The sequence below is a fragment of the Cellulomonas triticagri genome, from assembly GCF_003696205.1.
Lineage (GTDB): Bacteria > Actinomycetota > Actinomycetes > Actinomycetales > Cellulomonadaceae > Cellulomonas > Cellulomonas triticagri.
This window is the reverse complement of the sequence record NZ_RFFI01000084.1, coordinates 1-19,851: the sequence shown is the minus strand read 5'-3', so window position 1 is coordinate 19,851 and position 19,851 is coordinate 1. Positions and strand designations below refer to the sequence as shown.

General features: G+C 74.0%; 16 protein-coding genes. 7 read left to right on the top strand and 9 right to left on the bottom strand.

Annotation, left to right across the window (positions count from 1 at the left end; translation table 11 throughout):
* The 7 genes from EBM89_RS14320 to EBM89_RS14290 all read right to left on the bottom strand — a co-directional run.
* The coding region (locus EBM89_RS14320) for a response regulator (RefSeq protein ID WP_122150100.1) at window positions 1–486 on the bottom strand (486 nt) is incomplete at its 3' end.
* A gap of 103 nt (window positions 487–589) precedes the next feature.
* Window positions 590–2,281 carry a methyl-accepting chemotaxis protein gene (locus EBM89_RS14315; RefSeq protein ID WP_122150099.1) on the bottom strand — a complete coding sequence of 564 codons (1,692 nt, stop codon included), beginning with the start codon at window positions 2,279–2,281 and terminating at the stop codon, window positions 590–592.
* On the bottom strand, window positions 2,281–3,423 hold the full coding sequence (chvE, locus tag EBM89_RS14310; protein WP_122150098.1) for a multiple monosaccharide ABC transporter substrate-binding protein: 1,143 nt from the start codon (window positions 3,421–3,423) through the stop codon (window positions 2,281–2,283). The genes EBM89_RS14315 and chvE overlap by 1 nt, the downstream gene beginning before the upstream one ends.
* Before the next feature lie 214 nt (window positions 3,424–3,637).
* Window positions 3,638–5,242 (bottom strand): methyl-accepting chemotaxis protein, encoded by a 1,605-nt coding sequence (locus EBM89_RS14305; RefSeq protein WP_122150097.1) that lies wholly within the window; start codon window positions 5,240–5,242, stop codon window positions 3,638–3,640.
* 100 nt (window positions 5,243–5,342) lie between these two features.
* Window positions 5,343–7,067 (bottom strand): methyl-accepting chemotaxis protein, encoded by a 1,725-nt coding sequence (locus tag EBM89_RS14300; protein WP_122150096.1) that lies wholly within the window; start codon window positions 7,065–7,067, stop codon window positions 5,343–5,345.
* A gap of 211 nt (window positions 7,068–7,278) precedes the next feature.
* A complete protein-coding gene (locus tag EBM89_RS14295; protein ID WP_122150095.1) occupies window positions 7,279–8,883 on the bottom strand; it encodes a methyl-accepting chemotaxis protein in 1,605 nt (534 codons plus the stop codon).
* A 117-nt stretch (window positions 8,884–9,000) separates the two neighbouring features.
* Window positions 9,001–9,993 (bottom strand): LacI family DNA-binding transcriptional regulator, encoded by a 993-nt coding sequence (locus EBM89_RS14290; RefSeq protein ID WP_122150094.1) that lies wholly within the window; start codon window positions 9,991–9,993, stop codon window positions 9,001–9,003.
* A 219-nt stretch (window positions 9,994–10,212) separates the two neighbouring features.
* On the opposite strand from EBM89_RS14290, the gene EBM89_RS14285 reads away from it, so the two are divergent.
* From EBM89_RS14285 to EBM89_RS14255, 7 genes are all read left to right on the top strand, one after another.
* Window positions 10,213–11,373: a Gfo/Idh/MocA family protein gene (locus tag EBM89_RS14285; RefSeq protein WP_122150093.1), complete on the top strand. Its 1,161-nt coding sequence runs from the start codon at window positions 10,213–10,215 to the stop codon at window positions 11,371–11,373.
* 48 nt (window positions 11,374–11,421) lie between these two features.
* Complete coding sequence (locus tag EBM89_RS14280; protein WP_122150092.1) at window positions 11,422–12,510, top strand: Gfo/Idh/MocA family protein; 1,089 nt, start codon at window positions 11,422–11,424, stop codon at window positions 12,508–12,510.
* Window positions 12,507–13,577 (top strand): Gfo/Idh/MocA family protein, encoded by a 1,071-nt coding sequence (locus EBM89_RS14275; protein ID WP_122150091.1) that lies wholly within the window; start codon window positions 12,507–12,509, stop codon window positions 13,575–13,577. The genes EBM89_RS14280 and EBM89_RS14275 overlap by 4 nt, the downstream gene beginning before the upstream one ends.
* Before the next feature lie 126 nt (window positions 13,578–13,703).
* Window positions 13,704–15,002 (top strand): ABC transporter substrate-binding protein, encoded by a 1,299-nt coding sequence (locus EBM89_RS14270; RefSeq protein ID WP_122150090.1) that lies wholly within the window; start codon window positions 13,704–13,706, stop codon window positions 15,000–15,002.
* Window positions 15,003–15,075: 73 nt separating this feature from the next.
* Window positions 15,076–16,023 (top strand): carbohydrate ABC transporter permease, encoded by a 948-nt coding sequence (locus EBM89_RS14265; RefSeq protein WP_122150089.1) that lies wholly within the window; start codon window positions 15,076–15,078, stop codon window positions 16,021–16,023.
* The gene (locus tag EBM89_RS14260) at window positions 16,020–16,952 is read left to right on the top strand and encodes a carbohydrate ABC transporter permease (protein ID WP_122150088.1); all 933 of its coding nucleotides are present in this window, start codon (window positions 16,020–16,022) and stop codon (window positions 16,950–16,952) included. Before EBM89_RS14265 ends, EBM89_RS14260 begins: the two co-directional genes overlap by 4 nt.
* Window positions 16,949–17,551 (top strand): hypothetical protein, encoded by a 603-nt coding sequence (locus tag EBM89_RS14255; RefSeq protein ID WP_122150087.1) that lies wholly within the window; start codon window positions 16,949–16,951, stop codon window positions 17,549–17,551. The genes EBM89_RS14260 and EBM89_RS14255 overlap by 4 nt, the downstream gene beginning before the upstream one ends.
* 86 nt (window positions 17,552–17,637) lie before the next feature.
* On the opposite strand, the gene EBM89_RS14250 is transcribed toward EBM89_RS14255, so the two are convergent.
* Window positions 17,638–18,054, bottom strand: a complete 417-nt coding sequence (locus EBM89_RS14250) for a chemotaxis protein CheW (protein WP_122150086.1) — start codon at window positions 18,052–18,054, stop codon at window positions 17,638–17,640.
* A partial coding sequence (locus tag EBM89_RS14245; protein ID WP_122150085.1) for a chemotaxis protein CheA occupies window positions 18,051–19,851 on the bottom strand: 1,801 nt, incomplete at its 5' end. The genes EBM89_RS14250 and EBM89_RS14245, both read right to left, overlap by 4 nt.

The following is a 19,851-nucleotide window of genomic DNA, read 5'->3' as shown; positions in this document are numbered from 1 at the left end:
GGCGAGCGGGCGGCGGGCGGTCGGCACCTCGGCGGGAGCGCCGCCGGCGGGCGCGGCGGCACCGGGCGCACCGGCCCGGCGCGGGACCAGCGCCTTGATCTTCGGGATGAGCTCGCTGGCGACCCGGTCGAGCGACTCCTGGACGCTGCCGACGTTCGCGGGCTTGGTCACGTAGTCCGTGGCGCCCGCGACCAGGGCGTCCAGGGTGGCCGAGGCCCCGCGCTCGGTGAGCGTGGAGAACATGATGATCGGCATGGTGTGGCGGCTGCGCCGCAGGGCGCGCACCGCCTCGATGCCGTTCATCTCCGGCATCTCGATGTCCATCGTCACGAGGTCCGGGGCGAGCTGGTCGACCTTCGCCTGGGCGATGCGCCCGTTGGAGGCGAAGCCGACGACCTCGATGTCGGGGTCGCGCGAGAGCGAGTCCGTCACCAGCCGGCGGACGACGACCGAGTCGTCGACCACCAGCACGCGGATCCTGGTCACGTCGTTCCCCTCACATGCGGACCGGCCGCACCGGCCGGGTTCGTGCTTCTGATCGGTCGGTGCGGCCGGTTCCTGAGTCGCCGGCGGTGCGCGGACGGGTGGGTCAGTAGGTGAAACGTGCGACCCGCGCGTGCAGGTCCGCGGAGACGGCCGCGAGGTCCCGGACCTGGTGCGAGACCTCGTCCAGCACCCCGGCGGACCGGGCGGCCGCACCGGCGACGCCGGTGATGTTGCCCGCGATCTCCCCGGACCCGGTGGCGGCCTCGGCCACGGAGCGGGACATCTCCGTGGTGGTGGCCGTCTGCTCCTCCACCGCGGACGCGATGGTGAGCTGGTAGTCGTTGATCGACGCGATGATCTGGGAGATCTCCCCGATGGCGACGACGGCGGCCGAGGTGTCGTTCTGGATGGCCTCGACGCGGCGGGCGATGTCCTCGGTGGCCTTCGCGGTCTCCTGCGCGAGCTCCTTGACCTCCCCCGCGACGACCGCGAAGCCCTTGCCCGCCTCGCCCGCACGGGCCGCCTCGATGGTGGCGTTGAGGGCCAGCAGGTTGGTCTGCTCCGCGATGGACGTGATGACCTTGACGACCGCGCCGATCTCCTGCGACGACTCGCCGAGCCGGGCGACCTGCTCGTTGGTCACGGCGGCGGCCTCGGTGGCCTGCCCGGCGACCTTGGCGGCCTCGGAGGCGTTCTGGGCGATCTCCCGGATGGAGGCGCCCATCTCCTCGGCGCCCGCGGCGACGGCCTGCACGTTGCGGGACACCTGCTCGGCGGCCGCGGCGACGACGCCCGCCTGCGCGGAGGTCTCCTGCGAGGTCGCGACGACGTCGCCGTTGGAGGCGGTGAGGGTCGCGGCCGTGGACTCGACGGACCCGGCGGCGGTGACCACCCCGGCGAGCGTGGTGCGCAGCGACCCCTGCGCCTGGGCGAGGGCGTCGGCCATCCGGCCGGTCTCGTCGTGCCACGGCACGTCGGCGCCGACGGTGAGGTCGCCGTCGGCCATCGCCTCCAGCGAGCCCTGCACGCTGCGCACGGCCCGGGTGATCCTCCGGATGACGAGCACGGCGAGCAGCCCGGACAGCCCGGCGCCGACGACGAACGCGAAGGCCAGCGCGACGATGGTGCGGTCCACCTCCGCGCGGCTGTCCGCGAGGATCTGGTCCACCTGCGCGTCGACCTGGCCCTGAGCGAGCGCCAGGGCGCGACCGGCCCAGTCGGGGTCCGCGGAGGCGTCGGCGGCGAGCGCGACGCGCAGACCGTCGACGTCGCCCGCCTGCACCAGCGGCAGCAGCGTCGCGTCGCGGTAGGCGACCCAGGCGTCCCACCGGTCCACGAAGTCCGCCCACTGCCGGGTGTCGGACTCCGGGTAGGCGTCGATCCGGTCGATCTGCGCGGCGACGTCCCGGTCGTTCCACGCCGCGGACTCGAGCAGCTGGGCGCGCACGGTGTCGTCGGGCGCGCCGACGGCGCGGTGCACGAGCAGGTGGCTGCGGGTCTGGGCGGTGCGCAGCTCCGACATCGCGGACTGCAGGTCGCCGGTCAGCCCGGACATCTGCTCCAGGTTCTGCCCGGCGCGGTAGAGCGCCACGGCGCCGACGCCGCCGACGAGCGCGAACGTGCCGCCCATGACGAGCAGCGAGACGGCGATCTTCAGCGCGACGGGGCGGTCCCAGAACCAGGACGCGCGGCTGCGGCGGCGTCCCGGGGCGGGCTCGGGCAGCCGCTCGGCGGCGGGCGGCCCGGCGGGGCGCGGCACGGCGGGCAGCAGGGCGGTGCGGTCGGTGGTCGTCATCAGCCGAGCTCCTCGTCCGTGTAGTAGCCGGTCCCGACGAGGGCCTGCCGGTAGTTCTGCGCGTCCACGACCATCGGCGTCAGCAGGTACGACGGCACGACCTTCACGCCGTTGTCGTACGAGACGGTGTCGTTGACCTCGGGCTCGGCGCCGTCCAGCAGCGCCCGCACCATGGCGACGGTGACCTCGGCGAGCTGCCGGGTGTCCTTGTAGACGGTGCCGTACTGCTCCCCCGCCGCGATGGACTTCGCGGAGTCGAGCTCGGCGTCCTGGCCCGTGACCACGGGCAGCGGCTGGTCGGCGGTGCCGTAGCCGAGGGTCTTCACGCTGTCGATGACCGCGCGCGAGATGCCGTCGTACGGCGACAGCACGCCGTCGAGCCGCTGGCTCGCGTACAGCGGCAGCAGCGTCTGCATGCGCGCCGTGGCGTTGGCGGGGTCCCACTTGTCGATGGCGATGGTGGTGAAGTCCGTCTCGCCGGAGGCCACGGTCAGCACCCCGGAGGCCAGGTAGGGCCGCAGCACCTGCATCGCGCCGTCGTAGAACACGGTGGCGTTGTTGTCGTCCGTCGACCCCGCGAACAGCTCGACGGCGAACGGGCCGGTGGCGCCGGTGGGCTCGCCCGCGGCGTCCAGCACCCCGAGGCCCTGCAGCAGCTGGGTGGCCTGCTGCACGCCGACCCGGGCGTTGTCGAAGGTCGCGTAGTAGTCGACGTCCGGCGAGCCGTTGATGAGCCGGTCGTAGGCGATGACGGGGATGTCGGCGGCGGCGGCCTCGGCCAGCACGCCCTTGAGGGCGACGCCGTCGATGGAGCCGATCACGAGGGCGTCGGCGCCGTCGGCGATCATCTGCTCGAGCTGCTCGACCTGGGTCGGCACGTCGTTCTCGGCGTACTCCAGCGCGACGTCGTAGCCGAGCGCCAGCAGCTGGTCCTGCACGTTCTCGCCGTCGCCGATCCACCGCTCGGAGGTGGTGGTGGGCATCGCGACGCCGACGAGCGGGCGCTCCCCCGCACCGTCGGCCCCGTCGCCCCCGCTCGTGCCGGGCAGCGCCCCGCAGGCCGTGGCGGTGCCCAGCACCGCCAGTGCCACGAGGGGCGCGGCGAGCGCCTTCCCGCGGCGATGACGCTTCCCGTGCCTCATCTCGACTCCTTCGTCCGTGACTCCCGCGGCGCTCCCTGCCGCGGTCGTGCCCCCTGGATCGGACGGGACCCCGGCGATGTGAGCGCTCCCGCGGGAAAACACCCGGTGAACGCGGCGGACCGCCCGGGTGGCGTACCCGGGCGGTCCGTGAGGTGGTGCCGAGGGGTGCGCGCCGGTCGGCGCGCGCCCCTCGTCGACGCGTCAGGTCGACGCGTCAGTAGGTGAAGCGCGCCACGCGGCCGCGCAGGTCCTCCGACATCCGGGCGAGCTCGCCGATGGAGTCGCCCATCTGCCCCAGCGTCTGGGACGACGTGGCGGTCGCGGACGCCACGCCGGTGATGTTCGTGGCGATCTCCCCCGAACCGGTGGCGGCCTCGGCCACCGACCGGGACATCTCGGTCGTCGTGGCCGTCTGCTCCTCCACCGCGCTCGCGATGGTGAGCTGGTAGTCGTTGATGCTCGCGATGATGTGGCTGATCTCGCCGATCGCGACCACCGCCGCACCCGTGTCCGCCTGGATGGCCTCGACCCGGCGCACGATGTCCTCGGTCGCCTTGGCGGTCTCCTGCGCCAGCTCCTTGACCTCACCGGCCACGACGGCGAAGCCCTTGCCCGCCTCGCCCGCCCGGGCGGCCTCGATCGTCGCGTTGAGGGCCAGCAGGTTCGTCTGCTCCGCGATGGACGTGATCGCCTTGACGACGTTCCCGATCTCCTGCGACGACTCACCCAGGCGCGTCACCTGGTCGTTCGTCGCCACCGCGACGTCCGTGGCCTGACCCGCGACCTTCGCCGCCTGGGACGCGTTCTGCGCGATCTCGCGGATGGACGCCCCCATCTGCTCGGCACCCGCGGCGACCGTCTGCACGTTCCGCGACACCTGCTCGGCGGCAGCCGCGACCACGCCGGCCTGCGCCGACGTCTCGTCCGACCCGGACACCACCTGGTGCGAGGCGACCGACAGCTCCTCCGCGGCCGCGGCCACGGTCTGCGCCGTCTCGACGACCCCGGAGATCAGCCCGCGCAGGCTGTCCTGCGTGCGCTCCAGGTCGACGGCCAGCGTGCCGATCTCGTCCCGGCCGGTGACGCCGGACGGGACGGTGAGGTCGCCGTCGCCCGCCGCCGCGAGGCTGCGGGACACCGAGCCGATGCGCTGCACGATGCCGCGCGCCACGACGTAGGCCAGGACAGTGGCCGCGAGCGCCCCGAGCACCGCGACGAGCACGGTGATGAGCAGCGACCGCGCCGCGACGGAGTCGGTCGTCTCGGCCAGCGCGGCCGCCTGCTCGCCCTGCGAGGCGGTCTCCACCTGCATGGCGTCCATGACGCCGGTGGTCAGCGGGCGGATCGTCTCGTTGAAGTACGTCGCGAACGCCTCGTCGTCGCCGGCGTCCGCCAGCGGGAACAGGTTCTGGTTGGCGGCGGCGTAGTACGCGTCCAGGGCGGCGACCATCGTGTCGACGTCGTCCTGGCTGACCGCGTTCGCGCGGTACGCCTCGATCTGGTCGTCGAGGTCGACCTGGCGCTCGGCGAGCTCGTCGACCAGCGTCGCCCGGGTCTCCGTGTCGGCGATGCCGTACTGGATGACGCGCGCCCGGTCGCCCTGGTACGCCCGCTGGATCTCCGTGAGCTGCTGCAGCGGCGTCACGTTGCTCGCGTACATCTCGGCGGCGTCCGCACGCAGGGTGCGCATCGACGACACGGCGACCACGGTGACGACACCGGTCATCACCACCATCACCAGCACCGCGGTGAGGATCTTCACCAGCACCGGCCGGTCGGCCCAGAGCCGGGTCGGGGTGCTGTCCTGCTGCGCGCTCATCTGCTCGCCTCTCGCTTCGCTACGGGACGTTCGTCCCTCATATCGGCTGACCGGACCGGCGTCGAAGCGTTTGCCAGGCACTCCACCGGGTGGAACGGCGTCAGTACCGGAAGCCCGCGACCCGGGCACGCAGGTCCTCCGAGAGCCGGGCGAGCTCGGTGACGGCACCGCCCATCTGCCCGAGGGTCTGCGAGGACTCCGCCGACGAGGCCGCGACGCCGGTGATGTTCACCGCGATCTCCCCCGACCCGGTCGCGGCCTCGGCCACGGAGCGGGACATCTCGGTCGTCGTCGCGGTCTGCTCCTCGACCGCCGACGCGATGGTCAGCTGGTAGTCGTTGATGCTCGCGATGATCTGGTTGATCTCGTCGATGGCCGCCACGGCGCCGGCGGTGTCCGCCTGGATCGTCTCGACCCGGCGCACGATGTCCTCGGTCGCCTTCGCGGTCTCCTGCGCCAGCTCCTTCACCTCACCGGCCACGACCGCGAACCCCTTGCCCGCCTCACCGGCGCGCGCGGCCTCGATGGTCGCGTTCAGCGCCAGCAGGTTGGTCTGCTCCGCGATGCTCGTGATGGTCCGCACCACGTCGCCGATCTCCTGGGACGACGTCCCGAGCCGCGCCACCTGCAGGGTCGTGCCCGCGGCGACCTCGGTGGCCTGCCCGGCGACCTTCGCGGCCTGCGCGGAGTTCTGCGCGATCTCCCGGATGCTGGCACCCATCTCCTCGGCGCCCGCCGCGACGGTCTGCACGTTCCGCGACACCTGCTCGGCCGCCGCCGCGACCACGCCCGCCTGCGCCGACGTGCCGTCCGACGCCGCCAGGACCTGCGTCGACGCGGCCGACAGCTCCTCGGCCGCGGCCGCCACGGTCTGCGCGGTCTCGACCACGCCCGCGACGGTGCCCCGCAGGTTCACCTGCGCCCGGGTCAGCGCCCGCGACATCCGGCCGAGCTCGTCGTCGGAGTCCACGTGCGGCTCGACCGTGAGGTCGCCCTCGGCCATCGCCTCGACCGCGCGCTGCACCTCGGTGACCTGGCGCCGGATCGTGCCCGCGATGACCATGCCGACCGCGCCCACCACCAGCACCCCGGTGGCCAGCACGACCAGCAGCACCCGGGCGCCCGAGGTCGCCTGCGCGGCGGCCGCGTCCGACGTGGTGCGCAGGAACGCGTCGGCGTTCTGCTCGGCCGTCTCCAGACCCTCGATCATCCCGTCGATGGCGACCTGCGCGTCCCCCGCGGTGATCCGGGCGAACTCGGCGTCGTCCCCGGAGAACGCCGCCGGGACGAGCTGCGTGTCGCGGACCTGCCGCCACGCGTCCCAGCCCGCCTGGAACTCCGCCCACCCGGGCACCTCGGTGCCGCCCAGCCCGGCCTCGAACGCGGCGGCGGCCGCCGCCAGGTCCGCGTCCGTGGCCGCGATCTGGTCCAGCGCCTCCTGCTGCTGCGCGGGCGTCTCCCGGACGCTCGCCGCCGCCTGGGCGATGAGCATGCGCGCCTTGATCTCCTCCTGGTGCACGACCGCCAGCGGCGCGATGACGTCCGAGCTGACGCCCTGCACGGTCGCGGTGCTCGCCGCGAGGTCCTGCATGCGCAGGGCGGCGAACGTGCCGGTGCCCGCGACCACCGCGACCACCAGGGCGAGCAGCAGCAGGATCTTGGTCCGCACACCGCGGTGCACGAACCAGCCCGTGCCGCGGCGCGGGCCGGTCGGGCCCGCTGCGCCCGGGCGACCGGTGCCGCCGGTGGCGCGGGTGCGCTGCGTGGGGACGCCTCCGGCTGCCGTGCTCGCCGGTGCCGTCCTCGCCGTCGTGGAGACACTCATGGTCGGTCCTCTCGGTCATCCCCTGCTGCGCGACCCGATCGGCCGTCCGCGCCCGAGTGTGAGCCGGGACCCGGGTGATCACGCGGCAGAGCCGCCACCCGGGCGACCTCGGGCACGACCGGGCCGATCCGGGCACGCCGACGGCCGGCCGCGGACGCAGCCCGGCCCCGGGCGCCGCTCGGGCGCCCGGGGCCGGGCCGGTGACGAGGGCTCAGTACGCGAAGCGCGCCACCCGGACCCGCAGGTCCTCCGACAGCCTCGCGAGCTCGCCGATGGAGTCGCCCATCTGCCCCAGGGTCGTGGAGCTCGTCGCCGCGGAGGACGCGACGCCGGTGATGTTGGAGGCGATCTCCCCCGACCCGGTCGCGGCCTCGGCCACGGAGCGGGACATCTCGGTCGTCGTCGCGGTCTGCTCCTCCACCGCCGAGGCGATGGTCAGCTGGTAGTCGTTGATGCTCGCGATGATGTGGCCGATCTCGCCGATGGCCGTGACGGCGGCGTCGGTGTCGGCCTGGATCGCCTCGACGCGCCGCACGATGTCCTCGGTCGCCTTGGCCGTCTCGGAGGCGAGCTCCTTGACCTCCCCGGCGACGACCGCGAAGCCCTTGCCGGCCTCGCCCGCGCGCGCGGCCTCGATGGTCGCGTTCAGCGCCAGCAGGTTCGTCTGCTCCGCGATGGAGGTGATGGCCTTGACGACGTTCCCGATCTCCTGCGAGGACTCGCCGAGGCGGGTGACCTGGTCGTTCGTCACGGCGGCGACCTCGGTGGCCTGCCCGGCGACCTTGGCGGCCTGGGAGGCGTTCTGCGCGATCTCGCGGATGGAGGCGCCCATCTGCTCCGCACCGGCGGCGACGGTCTGCACGTTGCGGGACACCTGCTCCGCGGCGGCGGCGACGACCCCGGCCTGCGCGGACGTCTCGTCCGAGCCCGCGACGACCTGCGTGGACGCGGCGGACAGCTCCTCGGCGGCGGCGGCCACCGTCTGCGCGGTCTCGGCCACGCCGGACACCACGCCGCGCAGGCTGGTCTGCGCCTCGTCGAGCGCCCGGGCCATGTCGCCGAGCTCGTCCACGCTGCGCACCTGCGCACCCACGGTGAGGTCGCCGCGCGCCATCGCCTCCAGCGCGCCACGGACCTCGCCCGCGTCCCGGGCCAGCCGGCGCGCGACGACGAAACCGATCACCAGCACGATCGCCAGACCCACGGCGAGGATCACCACGACGGTCACCAGCGTGGACTGCACGGTCGCGCCCGCGGCGTCCGCACCGGCGTCGGCGACCTCGGCGACCGAGGCGTTCTCCAGCGCGATGGCGTCGGCGGCCACGGTGGTCTGCGGCAGGATCTGGTCCCGGTACAGCGCGGCGGCGCCCGCGACGTCGCCGGAGTCGGCGAGCGGGAACAGCTCGTCCTGGGCGAGGCGCACCATGGCGCTCCACCCGGAGTCGAAGTCGGCCCACGCCTGGTCGTTCACCACGAGGTCCGCGTAGGCGGCCTGCTGGTCCGCGATCTTCGCGACGTACTCGTCCAGCTGCTCGCGCAGCTGCACCCGCACGTCGTCCGCGGCCGCCGGGTACTCGACCATCCGGGCGCGGCCCGCCTGCAGCGCGCGCTGCAGGTCGCTGACCTGCCCGAGCTGCGCCACGTAGCCGCTGGTGCTGGTCACGTCGCCGCGCAGCTGGGTCAGGCTCGACGCGGCGGCCAGGACGATGACGACCCCGACCAGGCCGGCGGCGACCAGCAGGCCGATCACCTTGGTGGCGATGGACAGCCGGAGGGACCGGGTGGTGCCCCCCGGGGTGGCGGACGGGTGCGACATGGACGCTCCTGTGCGTGGACCGGTTCGCGCGCATCCGTGCGCGGCCTCCCGGCGTCGATCGCCGACCCACATCGGCCGGTCGCGCACGTCTCTGACCAGCGGCAGCGGGTGAAACCGCTATCCGGACACCGGCGGCGTCGACTCCCGCCAGACGACCTCCTGCACCCCCGCGAGCTCCGGGGGCGGCTCCTCGCCCCGCACGCCCGCGACGAGGGTGCGCATCGCCCAGTCGCCGAGGGCCGCGAAGTCCACGCGCACGGTGGTGAGCGACGGCGTCTGGAACTCGCTGGTGACGGCGTCGTCCCACCCGGTGACGCCGACGTCGTCCGGGACGCGCCAGCCGCGCGCGAGGCACGCACGCACGGCCGCGGTGGCGAGCACGTCGTTGGCGGCGACGACGGTCACCGGCGGCAGCCCGTCCGGCAGCGCGGCGACGGCGGCGACCGCGCGCGCGCCGTCCCAGCCGCAGTCGCGCACGCCGAGGTCGGTGACGCCGAGGTCGGCGACGGTCGCGCGGTAGACGTCGCGGCGGTCGCGCGCCGACGGGTACTCCAGGTCCCCCGCGAGGTGCAGGAACCGGTCGTGGCCGCGCGCCGCCAGCGCCGTCATGATGCGACGCAGCGGCTCGGCGCCGAGCAGGTCGCCGGTGACGCGCAGGCGGTCGTCGAACGCCTCGGACAGCGTGACGACGACCGGCCCCCCGGGCAGCCCGACGGCACCGTCCGGCAGGGCGAGGAAGCTGAGCACGCCCTCGAACACCCCCGAGTCCAGCACCTCGGCCACGGTGGCGGCGCGGGCGGCCGCCTCGAGCGGGACGGTGCGGATCTCGAGGGTGTAGCCCTGCTCGGCGGCGACGGCCCCGGCCGCGGACAGCAGGCCGCCGCGGGCGTCGCCGGGGGTCGGCAGCAGCAGCGCGAGGCGCCCGGTGCGCCGGGTGCGCATCGAGCGCGCGGCGAGGTTGGGCCGGTACCCGAGCTCCTCCGCGGCGGCGAGCACGCGCTCGCGGGTGCCCGCCGAGATCTTGGCGCTGCCGCCGAGCGCGTAGGACACCGTCGCCTGCGACACCCCGGCCCGCCGGGCGACGTCGCGGCTGGTGGGACGGCCCGTCACCAGGGTCCTCCCGTGGGCTCGTGCGGGCGCCCGGCGAGGTCGACGGGGGCGCTCATGAGGACCAACCTACTGCCGGGCGCACCCCCCACCTTGACGCGGCGCGCGAACGCGTGCACGATCGGTGATACGTATCACTCATACGTATCACCACGGCTCGCGCACCGGAGCGCGGGCCACCCGCCGCGCGACGAGGCACCGGACGAGGGGAACGCGAACGCTGTGATCAGGGTCGGCATCATCGGAACGGGCGCGATCAGCGCCGCCCACGTCGCGGGGTACCGCGCCCACCCCGGGACGGCCCGGATCGTGGCGATGGCGGACCGGAGCCCCGGCAAGGCCGCCGCGAAGGCCGCCGCCGCGGGCTTGACCGACGTCGCCTGCTACGACTCCGCGACCGCGCTGCTGGAGGCGGGCGGCGTCGACCTCGTCAGCATCGCCACCCCGCCCGAGAGCCACGCCGCCCTCGCGGTGCAGGCGCTCGACGCCGGGGTGCACGTCCTGGTCGAGAAGCCCATGGCGCCCTCGCTGGAGGAGTGCGACGCGATGGTCGCCGCGCAGCGCCGGTCCGGGAAGGTCCTGTCGGTCGTCGCCCAGAACCGGTTCCGCGACGAGATGGTCGTGCTGAAGTCCGCGCTCGACTCCGGTCTCGCCGGGCCCGTCTCGCACGTGCAGGTCAGCTCGCACTGGTGGCGGGGCGAGCCGTACTACGACCTGTGGTGGCGCGGCACCTGGGACGTCGAGGGCGGCGGCAGCACGCTCAACCACGCGATCCACCACGCGGACCTGCTGCTGTGGCTGCTCGGCACCCCCGACTCCGTGCAGGCCGTGCTCACCAACGCCCAGCACGACAACTCCGAGGTCGAGGACCTGTCGGTCGCGCTGCTGCGCTACGGGCGAGCGGTCGCGCAACTCACCGCGTCGGTCGTGCACCACGGCGAGGAGCAGGAGATCGTCGTCCAGGCCCGCGACGCCCGGATCTCCCAGCCCTGGCGCGTCACCGCCGAGAGGTCCGCGCCCAACGGGTTCCCGGAGCCCGGCGGCAACGCGGCCCTGGTCGCCGCGCTGGACGACCTCGCCGCCGCGCACCGCCCGATCCCGCACCGGATGCACGCCGGGCAGATCGGCGACGTCCTCGCGGCGGTCGAGCAGGGCCGCGCGCCGCTGGTCACCGCCGAGGACGGCCGCGCCGCGGTCGAGCTGGTCACCGCGATCTACGAGGCCGGGATCGAGGGACGCTCCGTGCCGTTCCCACTCCCCCCGGACGACCCGTACCGCCGCGACGGCCACCGCTCCGCGCGGGCGCCCCGGTACTTCACCAAGCGCGCGTCGGTCGCGGACCAGGACGGCGCGATCGTCGTCGGCTCCTCGACCGACGCCTGACGCCCCACGCCGACCACCCGACCCGCGACCGAGAGCAGCGAGACAGCGATGAAGCAGTCCGAAGGTGCCGCCTTCGCCCCCGACCCGATCCCCGCGCCCGTCGTGGCGCCCGGCGAGCTCGTGTTCGCCGCCGCCCGCCTGCACCACGGCCACATCTACGGCATGTGCGAGGGCCTGATCGGCGCGGGCGCCACCCTGGCGTGGGTGCACGACCGCGACCCCGAGAAGGTCGCCGCGTTCACGGCCCGGTTCCCGCAGGTGCGGGTGGCGCGCAGCGAGGAGGAGATCCTCGACGACCCGTCCGTCCGGCTGGTGGCCGCGGCCGCCGTCACCAACGAGCGCGCTCCGTTCGGCATCCGCGTCATGGACGCGGGCAAGGACTACTTCACCGACAAGGCCCCGCTGACGACGCTCGACCAGCTCGCGGACGTGCGCGCCGCCGTCGCACGCACCGGGCGGAAGTACGCCGTGTACTACTCGGAGCGGATCCACGTCGAGGCGGCCGTCCTCGCGGACCAGCTCGTCGCGCGCGGGGCCATCGGCGACGTCGTCCAGGTGACCGCGCTCGGCCCGCACCGGGTCGGCGACCCCCGCACCCGGCCGGGCTGGTTCTTCGAGCGGGAGCGCTACGGCGGCATCCTGTGCGACATCGGCAGCCACAGCGTCGAGCAGGTGCTGCACTACACCGGCGCCACCGGCGCCGAGGTGGTCGCGTCGACGATCGGCAACCACCACCACCCGGCGTTCCCCGAGCTGGACGACGTCGGCGACGCCCACCTGGTCACCGACACCGGCGCGAGCGGGTACGTGCGCGTGGACTGGCTGACCCCGGACGGGCTGAGCACCTGGGGCGACGGCCGCGTGCTCCTGCTCGGCACCGAGGGGTACATCGAGCTGCGCAAGTACGTCGACGTGGCCCGCGAGCGCCGCGGCGGCCACCTGTACCTGGTCGACGGGCAGGGAGAGCACCACCTGCGCGCCGACGGCACCGTGGGCTACCCCTTCTTCGGGCGGCTGGCCCGGGACGTCCTCGACCGCACCGAGACCGCGATGACCCAGGCGCACGCACTGCTCGCCGCCGAGCTCGCGGTGCGGGCCCAGGCCACCGCCCGCGACCTCACCCCGGGGGCCCGGTGAGCACCGGGGCCGCGCCGCTGCGGTTCGCGCTGGTCGGCTGCGGCAACATCGGCCGCACCCACGCCGAGGCGCTGACGCGCCTGGCCGCGACGGGCACCGCGGCGCTGGTCGCGGTGCAGGACGTGCGGCCCGAGCGCGCCGCGGCCTTCGCCGCGACGCACGGCGCGCGGGCCTGCACCTGGGAGGAGGTGCTCGCCGACCCGTCGGTGGACGCGGTGACGATCTGCACGCCGAGCGGGACCCACGCCGACCTGGGGATCGCCGCGCTCGAGGCGGGCAAGCACGTCGTCGTGGAGAAGCCGATGGACGCGGACCTCGCCCGGGCGCAGCGCCTCGCGGACGCCGCGAAGCGCACCGGGCTCACCCTCGCGGTGGTCAGCCAGCACCGGTTCGACCCGGCGACCGCCGCCGTGGCCGACGTGCTGGCGCGCGGCGGCATCGGCACCCCCGTCCTGGTCGAGGCGTCCGTGCCCTGGTGGCGCTCGCAGGCGTACTACGACGCCGACGCGTGGCGCGGCACCTGGGACGGCGACGGCGGCGGCGCCCTGATCAACCAGGCGATCCACACGGTCGACCTGATGCTGGCGCTCGCCGGACCCGTGACCCGGGTGCAGGCGACCGCCGCGACCCGGGCGCACCGCATCGACGTCGAGGACGTCGTGTCCGCGGCCCTCACGTTCGCCGGCGGCGCCGTCGGCACCCTGTCGGCGTCGACGGCGGTCCGACCCGGCGCCCCCGCGCGGCTCGCGCTGCACGGGGACGGCGGCACCGTCGTCCTGGAGGGCGACGCCGTGGTGCTCGACGTCCGCGCCGACGGCACCCGGGGCGCCGAGACGGCCCCGACCGCCGACGCCCGCCAGGTCGCCGGGGACGGCAGCCGGGCCGTCGTGCCCGACCCCGCGCAGTGGGGGCGCGCCCACGAGGCGCAGCTCGCCGACGTCGTCGCCGCCGTCCGCACCGGGCGCGCGCCCGTGGTGGGCGCCGCCGAGGGCCTGCGGGCCCTGGCGCTCGTGGACGCGGTGTACCGGTCCGCCCGCACGGGGCGGGCGGTGGACCTGGTCCCCTGACCCGGGGCCAGACCGGGACCCGGCTCGACGGCGAGCCCGCGCCCCAGCACGACCAGCACTGACCAGCACGGCCGGCCCCGGCGACGACGCCGGGCGCCACGCAGGACCGACTCGAGGAGGAGCGACATGGCACGACGGACAGCCGCAGCGGTGCTGGCGGGAGGGATCGCGCTCGCGCTGGCGGCGTGCGCCGGGGGCTCGGGGGGCTCCGGCGGACCGGGGTCCGGCGACGGCGCCACCGGGGAGATCACGTTCACCTGGTGGGGCAACGAGGAGCGCGCCGCGCAGTTCGAGCAGGCGCTCGACCTGTTCACCGAGGAGCACCCGGACATCGAGGTGCTGCGGAACTTCAACTCCTGGGCCGACTACTGGACCGCCCGCAACACCGAGGCGGCCGGCCGGTCGCTGCCCGACGTCGTCATGATGGACGTCGGCTACCTCGGGCAGTACGCGCAGAAGGACCTGTTCCTCGACCTGTCCGAGTACGAGGGCGACACCCTCGACACCAGCGGGTTCAGCGACACGCTGCTCGGCTCCGGCACCGTGGACGACCGGCTGCTCGGCGTCCCGCTCGGCTCCGGCGTGTGGTCGATGATGTACAACAAGGACCTGCTGGACGGCCTCGGGGTCGAGTACCCGACGGACGCGATGGACTGGGACGACTTCGCCGACTGGTCCCGCGAGGTCAACGAGGCCGGCGCCGCCGTCTCCCCCACCCAGTACGGCGCCGAGGACCCCACCGGCAGCCTGCCGTCGTTCATGTACCACCTGATGCAGGACGGCAACGAGGTCTTCACCGAGGACGGCCAGGCCGCGTTCACCGAGGAGGACGTGGTCGACTTCCTGGAGACCGGGGACGAGCAGCGCGAGGACGGCACGTACTTCCCCGCCGAGCGCTCCGCCGCGCTGACCCCGCTCGGCGGCTTCGGCGCCGGCCAGGTCGCGACCTGGTTCAACTGGAGCACCGTCCTCACGCAGGGCGTGGCCGACACCGGCACGGAGAACCTCGGCATGGTCACCCCGCCGCTGGAGCCCGGCGCCGACTCCCACGTGCTGTCCGAGAAGGCGAGCATGCTGCTCACCGTCGCCTCCACCACCGAGAAGCCCGAGGCCGCGGTCACCCTGGTCGACTTCCTGGCGAACTCCCCCGAGGTCGCCGCGATCTTCGGCACCTCGCTCGGCACCCCCGCCACGCAGGAGCGCCGCGACGCCGTCGACAAGTCCGCCGCGGACGTCGTCGTGGACGCCTACCTGGCCGACGTCGCCGACCAGGTCACCGTCAGCTACCCGCTGCTGCCCGTGGGCTACGGCTCCATCGAGGCCAAGTGGGTCGAGCTGCACGAGCAGATCCGCTACGGCCAGATCACCAGCGAGGAGTTCGCCACCGAGCTGTTCGCCGAGATGTCGCTCGCGCTGAACGGCTGACCCGACCACCACCCCGCCGGTCCGTGGGCGCGCCCGCCCGCGGACCGGCCTGCCGAGCAGAGGAGGTCCGGACATGGCAGCACCCGCTGCGACGACGGATCCCGGTCGCGTGCGCGCGACCCAGCGCAAGAAGCGCGCGGACACCCGCGCGGGCTACGCGTTCCTGTCCCCCTGGCTGATCGGGTTCGTCGCCCTGACGGCCGGGCCCATGATCGCGTCGCTGTACCTGTCGTTCACCGACTACAACCTGTTCTCCGACCCCCGGTTCACCGGCCTGGAGAACTACCAGCGGCTGTTCGCCGACCCCAACTTCGTGCAGGCCGCGAAGATCACCGTGACCTACGTGCTGCTGGGCACGCCGGTCAAGCTCATCGCGGCCCTCGCGGTCGCCATGCTGCTGAACAACGCCCGCCGCGGGCAGGGCTTCTACCGGTCGGCGTTCTACCTGCCGTCCCTCATCGGCGGCAGCGTCTCCATCGCCATCGTGTGGAAGGCGATGTTCATCGACGACGGCATCGTCGCGCGCGTCTCCGAGCTCGTCGGCGGCGGGCCCGCCGGGTCGGGCGGCTGGGTCGGCGACCCGGGCCGGACCATGCCGATGCTGATCCTGCTGACCGTGTGGCAGTTCGGCGCGCCCATGGTCATCTTCCTCGCCGGGCTCAAGCAGGTCCCCGGCGAGCTCTACGAGGCGGCGGCCGTCGACGGCGCCGGGCCGGTGCGCAGGTTCCTGCGGATCACGCTGCCGATGCTGTCGCCGGTGCTGTTCTTCAACCTGCTGCTGGAGACCATCCACGCGTTCCAGATCTTCAACTCCGCGTTCATCATCTCCGGCGGCACCGGCGGTCCCGCGCGCTCGACGCTCTTCTACACGCTCTACCTCTACTTCCGCGGGTTCCGGGACTTCCAGATGGGCTACGCCTCGGCGATGGCCTGGGTGCTGGTCGTGGTCGTCGGCCTGGTCACCCTCGTCCTGTTCCGCACCTCGAAGGCGTGGGTGCACTACTCGGGAGGCAACCGATGAGCGCGACCCGCACCGCACCCGCACCCGCGACCGCGCCCGGCACCGGCGCGCCGGACGAGCCCGCCACCACCGCCCTGCGCCGCGCGGCCCGCCGCCGCGGGACCCGGCGGTCGCTGCTGTTCCACGTGTCGTCGCTGGCGCTGCTGGTCGTGATCCTCTACCCGGCGGTGTGGATGGTCATGTCCACGTTCAAGCCGTCGAACCAGATCGTCGGGTCCGTGTCACCGGTGCCCAGCACCGTGACCCTCGACAACTACGTCACGGCGCTCGGCGGGATCGGCGGCGTCCCGTTCTGGACGTTCGTCACCAACTCGCTGGTGCTCGCCGTGGCCAGCGTCGTCGGCGTGCTGGTGTCCTGCTCGATCACGGCGTACGCGTTCGCGCGGATCTCGTTCCCCGGCCGGCAGGTGTTCTTCGCCGGGATGATCGCGACGATGCTGCTGCCGTTCCACGTGGTGATCATCCCGCAGTACATCGTCTTCAACGAGCTCGGCCTGGTGAACACCTACTGGCCGCTGCTGCTCGGCAAGTTCCTCGCCGCGGACGCGTTCTTCGTGTTCCTCATGATCCAGTTCATGCGCGGCCTGCCGGGCGAGCTCGACGAGGCCGCCCGCATCGACGGCGCGGGGCACCCGCGGATCTTCGTCTCGATCATGCTGCCGCTCATGCAGCCCGCCCTGGTGACGAGCGCGATCTTCGCGTTCATCTGGTCGTGGAACGACTTCTTCGGGCCGCTGCTGTACCTGAAGAGCCCGCGGATGTTCACCATGCCGATCGCGCTGAGGGCGTACGTCGACCAGACGTCGACCAGCGACTACGGCGCGCAGATGGCGATGGCCGTGCTCGCGCTGCTGCCGGTGATGCTGTTCTTCTTCGCGTTCCAGCGGCACCTCGTCGGGGGCGTCGCGACGCAGGGGCTCAAGGGATGAGCGCCGCCCGCGGGGTCGTCGCCCCGGAGGCGCTGCGGCGGTTCGGCGGCGGGGCGCTGGCGCCGTTCAGCCAGATGCTCGTCGTCGGGCTCGTGGTGTGCGCGCTCGCGCTGCCCGTGGTGACCGCGCTGCCCGCGCTCGCCGCCGGGGTGCACCACCTCGACCGGCACCTGTCCGCCCGGAGGGACGGGTGGGGCGATCTCGCCCGGCTCTGCTGGTCGGCCGTGCGCACGGGCTGGTGGCTCGGCCTCGCCGTCACCGCCGTGGCGGCGCTGCTGGCGCTGAACGTGTCGGCGGGTGCGCTGGGCCTCGTCCCCGGCGGCGGCGCGGTCGCCGTGGTCAGCGCGGCGCTGGGGGTCGCGCTGGCCGTCGTCGCCGCGCGGACCGCTGCCCTGTGGACGCCCGGGGCGTCCTGGCCTGCCCTGGTGCGCGAGGCCGCGCACCTCGCGTGGACCGACCCGGTGGGCTCGGTGTTCGTGCTGCTGGGCTACGGCGTGTCCGCCGTCGTGGTGTGGATGCTGCCGCCGCTGGTCGTGATCACGCCCGGGATGCTCGCCGTCGCCCTGCTGGCGGCCGAGCGCCGCCGCGCCTCCCGCTGACGGGGGGACGACGAGAGCCCTGCCGGGCACGCGGTGCGCGTGCCCGGCAGGGCTCTGCGGTGTCGCCGGGGCCGTCGGGCCCGGTGTCAGGCCGCGATGGCCTGGTCGACGTCGAGCACCAGGAGGAGGCGGCCGTCGAGCTTGTGCGCCCCGAGGATCAGCGGGCGCAGCGCGGCGTCCAGCGTCTCCGGCGGGGCCTCGAACGACTCCGGCCCGACCTCCATGACGTCGCCGATCTCGTCGACCAGCAGGCTGACGGGCTCGCCCGCCACCTGCACGACGACCATCATCGGCTCCGCGTCCTCGCCCAGGGCCTCCAGCCCCAGGCGGGGGCGCAGGTCCACGGTCAGGACGACCTGGCCGCGCAGGTTCACCAGGCCCGCGACCCCGGGCGGGGCCAGCGGCACGCGGGTGCGGACGTGCGAGCGCAGCGCCTCCTGCACCCGGGTGACGTCGACGCCGTACAGGCTGCCGGCGAGCGTGAACGTGACGTACTGGCTCATCGGGTGGCTCCCACCAGCTCGGACCCGCCGACCTGCGTCGGGAGGTCGTCGTACGTGGAGCGGACCTGCTCGGGCCGCTCGTCGTAGAAGGCCGCGTCCGCCGCGAGGATCGCGCGGCGCACGTCCAGCAGCTCGGTGACCTTGTCGCCCAGCACCGTGGAGCCGACCAGGCCGGCGTCCTCGATGTCGGAGTGGCGGGCCGAGTCGTCGTCGACGATGTCGACGATCTCGCGGACCACCAGGCCGACGCTGCGACCCGCGCGGCTGTAGACGACCAGCAGCAGCTCGGAGGTCTCCTCCTGGCCGTAGGCCCCGAGGATCCGGTCCAGGCGCGCCAGCGGCAGGATCGTCCCGCGGTACTGGACGACCTCGCGGCCGCCCACGTACTCCACGTTCTCGGCCTGCACGTGCTCCAGGCGCGCCACCGACGCGAGCGGCATGGCGACCTGGCGGCCGCCGCCGATCCCGACGACCAGCACCTGCTGCACCTCGTGCGCCGCCGCCGCACCCGCGTTGCTGTGCGCGTCGCGGGCCGCCATGTCGAGCTCGCCCGCCAGGGCGCGGCGGGCGATGGCCTGCACGTCCAGGATCAGGGCGACGTGGCCGTCACCCAGCACCGTGGCACCGGAGTACGCGCCGATGGCCTTCAGGCGCGCCGACAGCGGCTTGACGACGATCTCCTCGGTGTTCAGCACCCGGTCCACCAGCACGCCGAAGCGCTGCTGGTCGGACTGCACCACCGCGATCACGGCGTTGTCCGCGCGCGGGCCGTCGATCTCCAGCACCGACGCCAGCGACACCAGCGGCAGCAGCTCGCCGCGCAGGCGGTACACCGGGGCCTCGTGGATGTGCTCGATGCCCGACTCCGAGCGCTGCGAGTCCAGCGCCACGAGCTCCAGCAGGTTCACCTGCGGGATCGCGTACAGGTCGCCCGCGCACTCCACCGTCAGCGCCGGCATGATCGCCAGCGTCAGCGGGATGCGCAGCCGCCACGTCGTGCCCCGGCCCACCGTCGAGTCGACCTCGACGGCACCGCCGATGGACTCGATCTTGGTGCGCACGACGTCCATGCCGACGCCGCGGCCGGACACGTTCGTCACCGCCTCCGCCGTCGAGAACCCGGGCAGGAACAGCAGCTGCAGCAGGTCCGCCTGGCTCATCGAGGAGACCTGGTCGGCCGTGCGCAGGCCCTTCTGGACCGCCTTCGCGCCGATCTTGTCCGGGTCGATGCCCCGGCCGTCGTCGGCGACCTCCACGACCACCTGGCCGCTCGCGTGGTACGCGCGCAGCGCCAGGACGCCCTTCGACGCCTTGCCCGACGCGACGCGGTCCGCGGGCGCCTCGATGCCGTGGTCGACCGCGTTGCGCACCAGGTGCGTCAGCGGGTCCTTCACGGCCTCCAGCAGCGTGCGGTCGAGCTCGGTGTCGCCACCGGACAGCTCCAGCTGCACCTCGCGGGCGCACGCCGCCGCGATGTCGCGGACCATGCGCGGCATCTTCGACCACAGGTGCTCGATGGGCTGCATGCGGGTCTTCATGACCCCCTCCTGCAGCTCACCGGCGATGAGGTTGAGGCGCTGCGCCGAGCGCGCGAGGTCGACGTCCTCGGTGCCCGTGGCGAGGCGGCTGATCTGGTTGCGGGCCAGGACCAGCTCGCCGACCTGGCGCATCAGGGCGTCGAGCAGGTCGACGTCCACGCGGATCGACGCGTCGGCGGCACCGGCGCGCAGCGTGCCGACCTCGTCGGCGTTGCCCGACGGCGCCGCGGCCGGGACCGGCGCCGCGGGGGCCGGGGCG

Excerpts from the sequence above, each read along its gene's own strand:
- EBM89_RS14260 (WP_122150088.1), top strand. The coding sequence starts at position 16,020 with ATGAGCGCGACCCGCACCGCACCCGCACCCGCGACCGCGCCCGGCACC.
- EBM89_RS14255 (WP_122150087.1), top strand. The coding sequence starts at position 16,949 with ATGAGCGCCGCCCGCGGGGTCGTCGCCCCGGAGGCGCTGCGGCGGTTC.
- EBM89_RS14270 (WP_122150090.1), top strand. The coding sequence starts at position 13,704 with ATGGCACGACGGACAGCCGCAGCGGTGCTGGCGGGAGGGATCGCGCTC.
- EBM89_RS14295 (WP_122150095.1), bottom strand. The coding sequence starts at position 8,883 with ATGTCGCACCCGTCCGCCACCCCGGGGGGCACCACCCGGTCCCTCCGG.
- chvE (WP_122150098.1), bottom strand. The coding sequence starts at position 3,423 with ATGAGGCACGGGAAGCGTCATCGCCGCGGGAAGGCGCTCGCCGCGCCC.
- EBM89_RS14280 (WP_122150092.1), top strand. The coding sequence starts at position 11,422 with ATGAAGCAGTCCGAAGGTGCCGCCTTCGCCCCCGACCCGATCCCCGCG.
- EBM89_RS14265 (WP_122150089.1), top strand. The coding sequence starts at position 15,076 with ATGGCAGCACCCGCTGCGACGACGGATCCCGGTCGCGTGCGCGCGACC.
- EBM89_RS14300 (WP_122150096.1), bottom strand. The coding sequence starts at position 7,067 with ATGAGTGTCTCCACGACGGCGAGGACGGCACCGGCGAGCACGGCAGCC.
- EBM89_RS14315 (WP_122150099.1), bottom strand. The coding sequence starts at position 2,281 with ATGACGACCACCGACCGCACCGCCCTGCTGCCCGCCGTGCCGCGCCCC.
- EBM89_RS14305 (WP_122150097.1), bottom strand. The coding sequence starts at position 5,242 with ATGAGCGCGCAGCAGGACAGCACCCCGACCCGGCTCTGGGCCGACCGG.
- EBM89_RS14250 (WP_122150086.1), bottom strand. The coding sequence starts at position 18,054 with ATGAGCCAGTACGTCACGTTCACGCTCGCCGGCAGCCTGTACGGCGTC.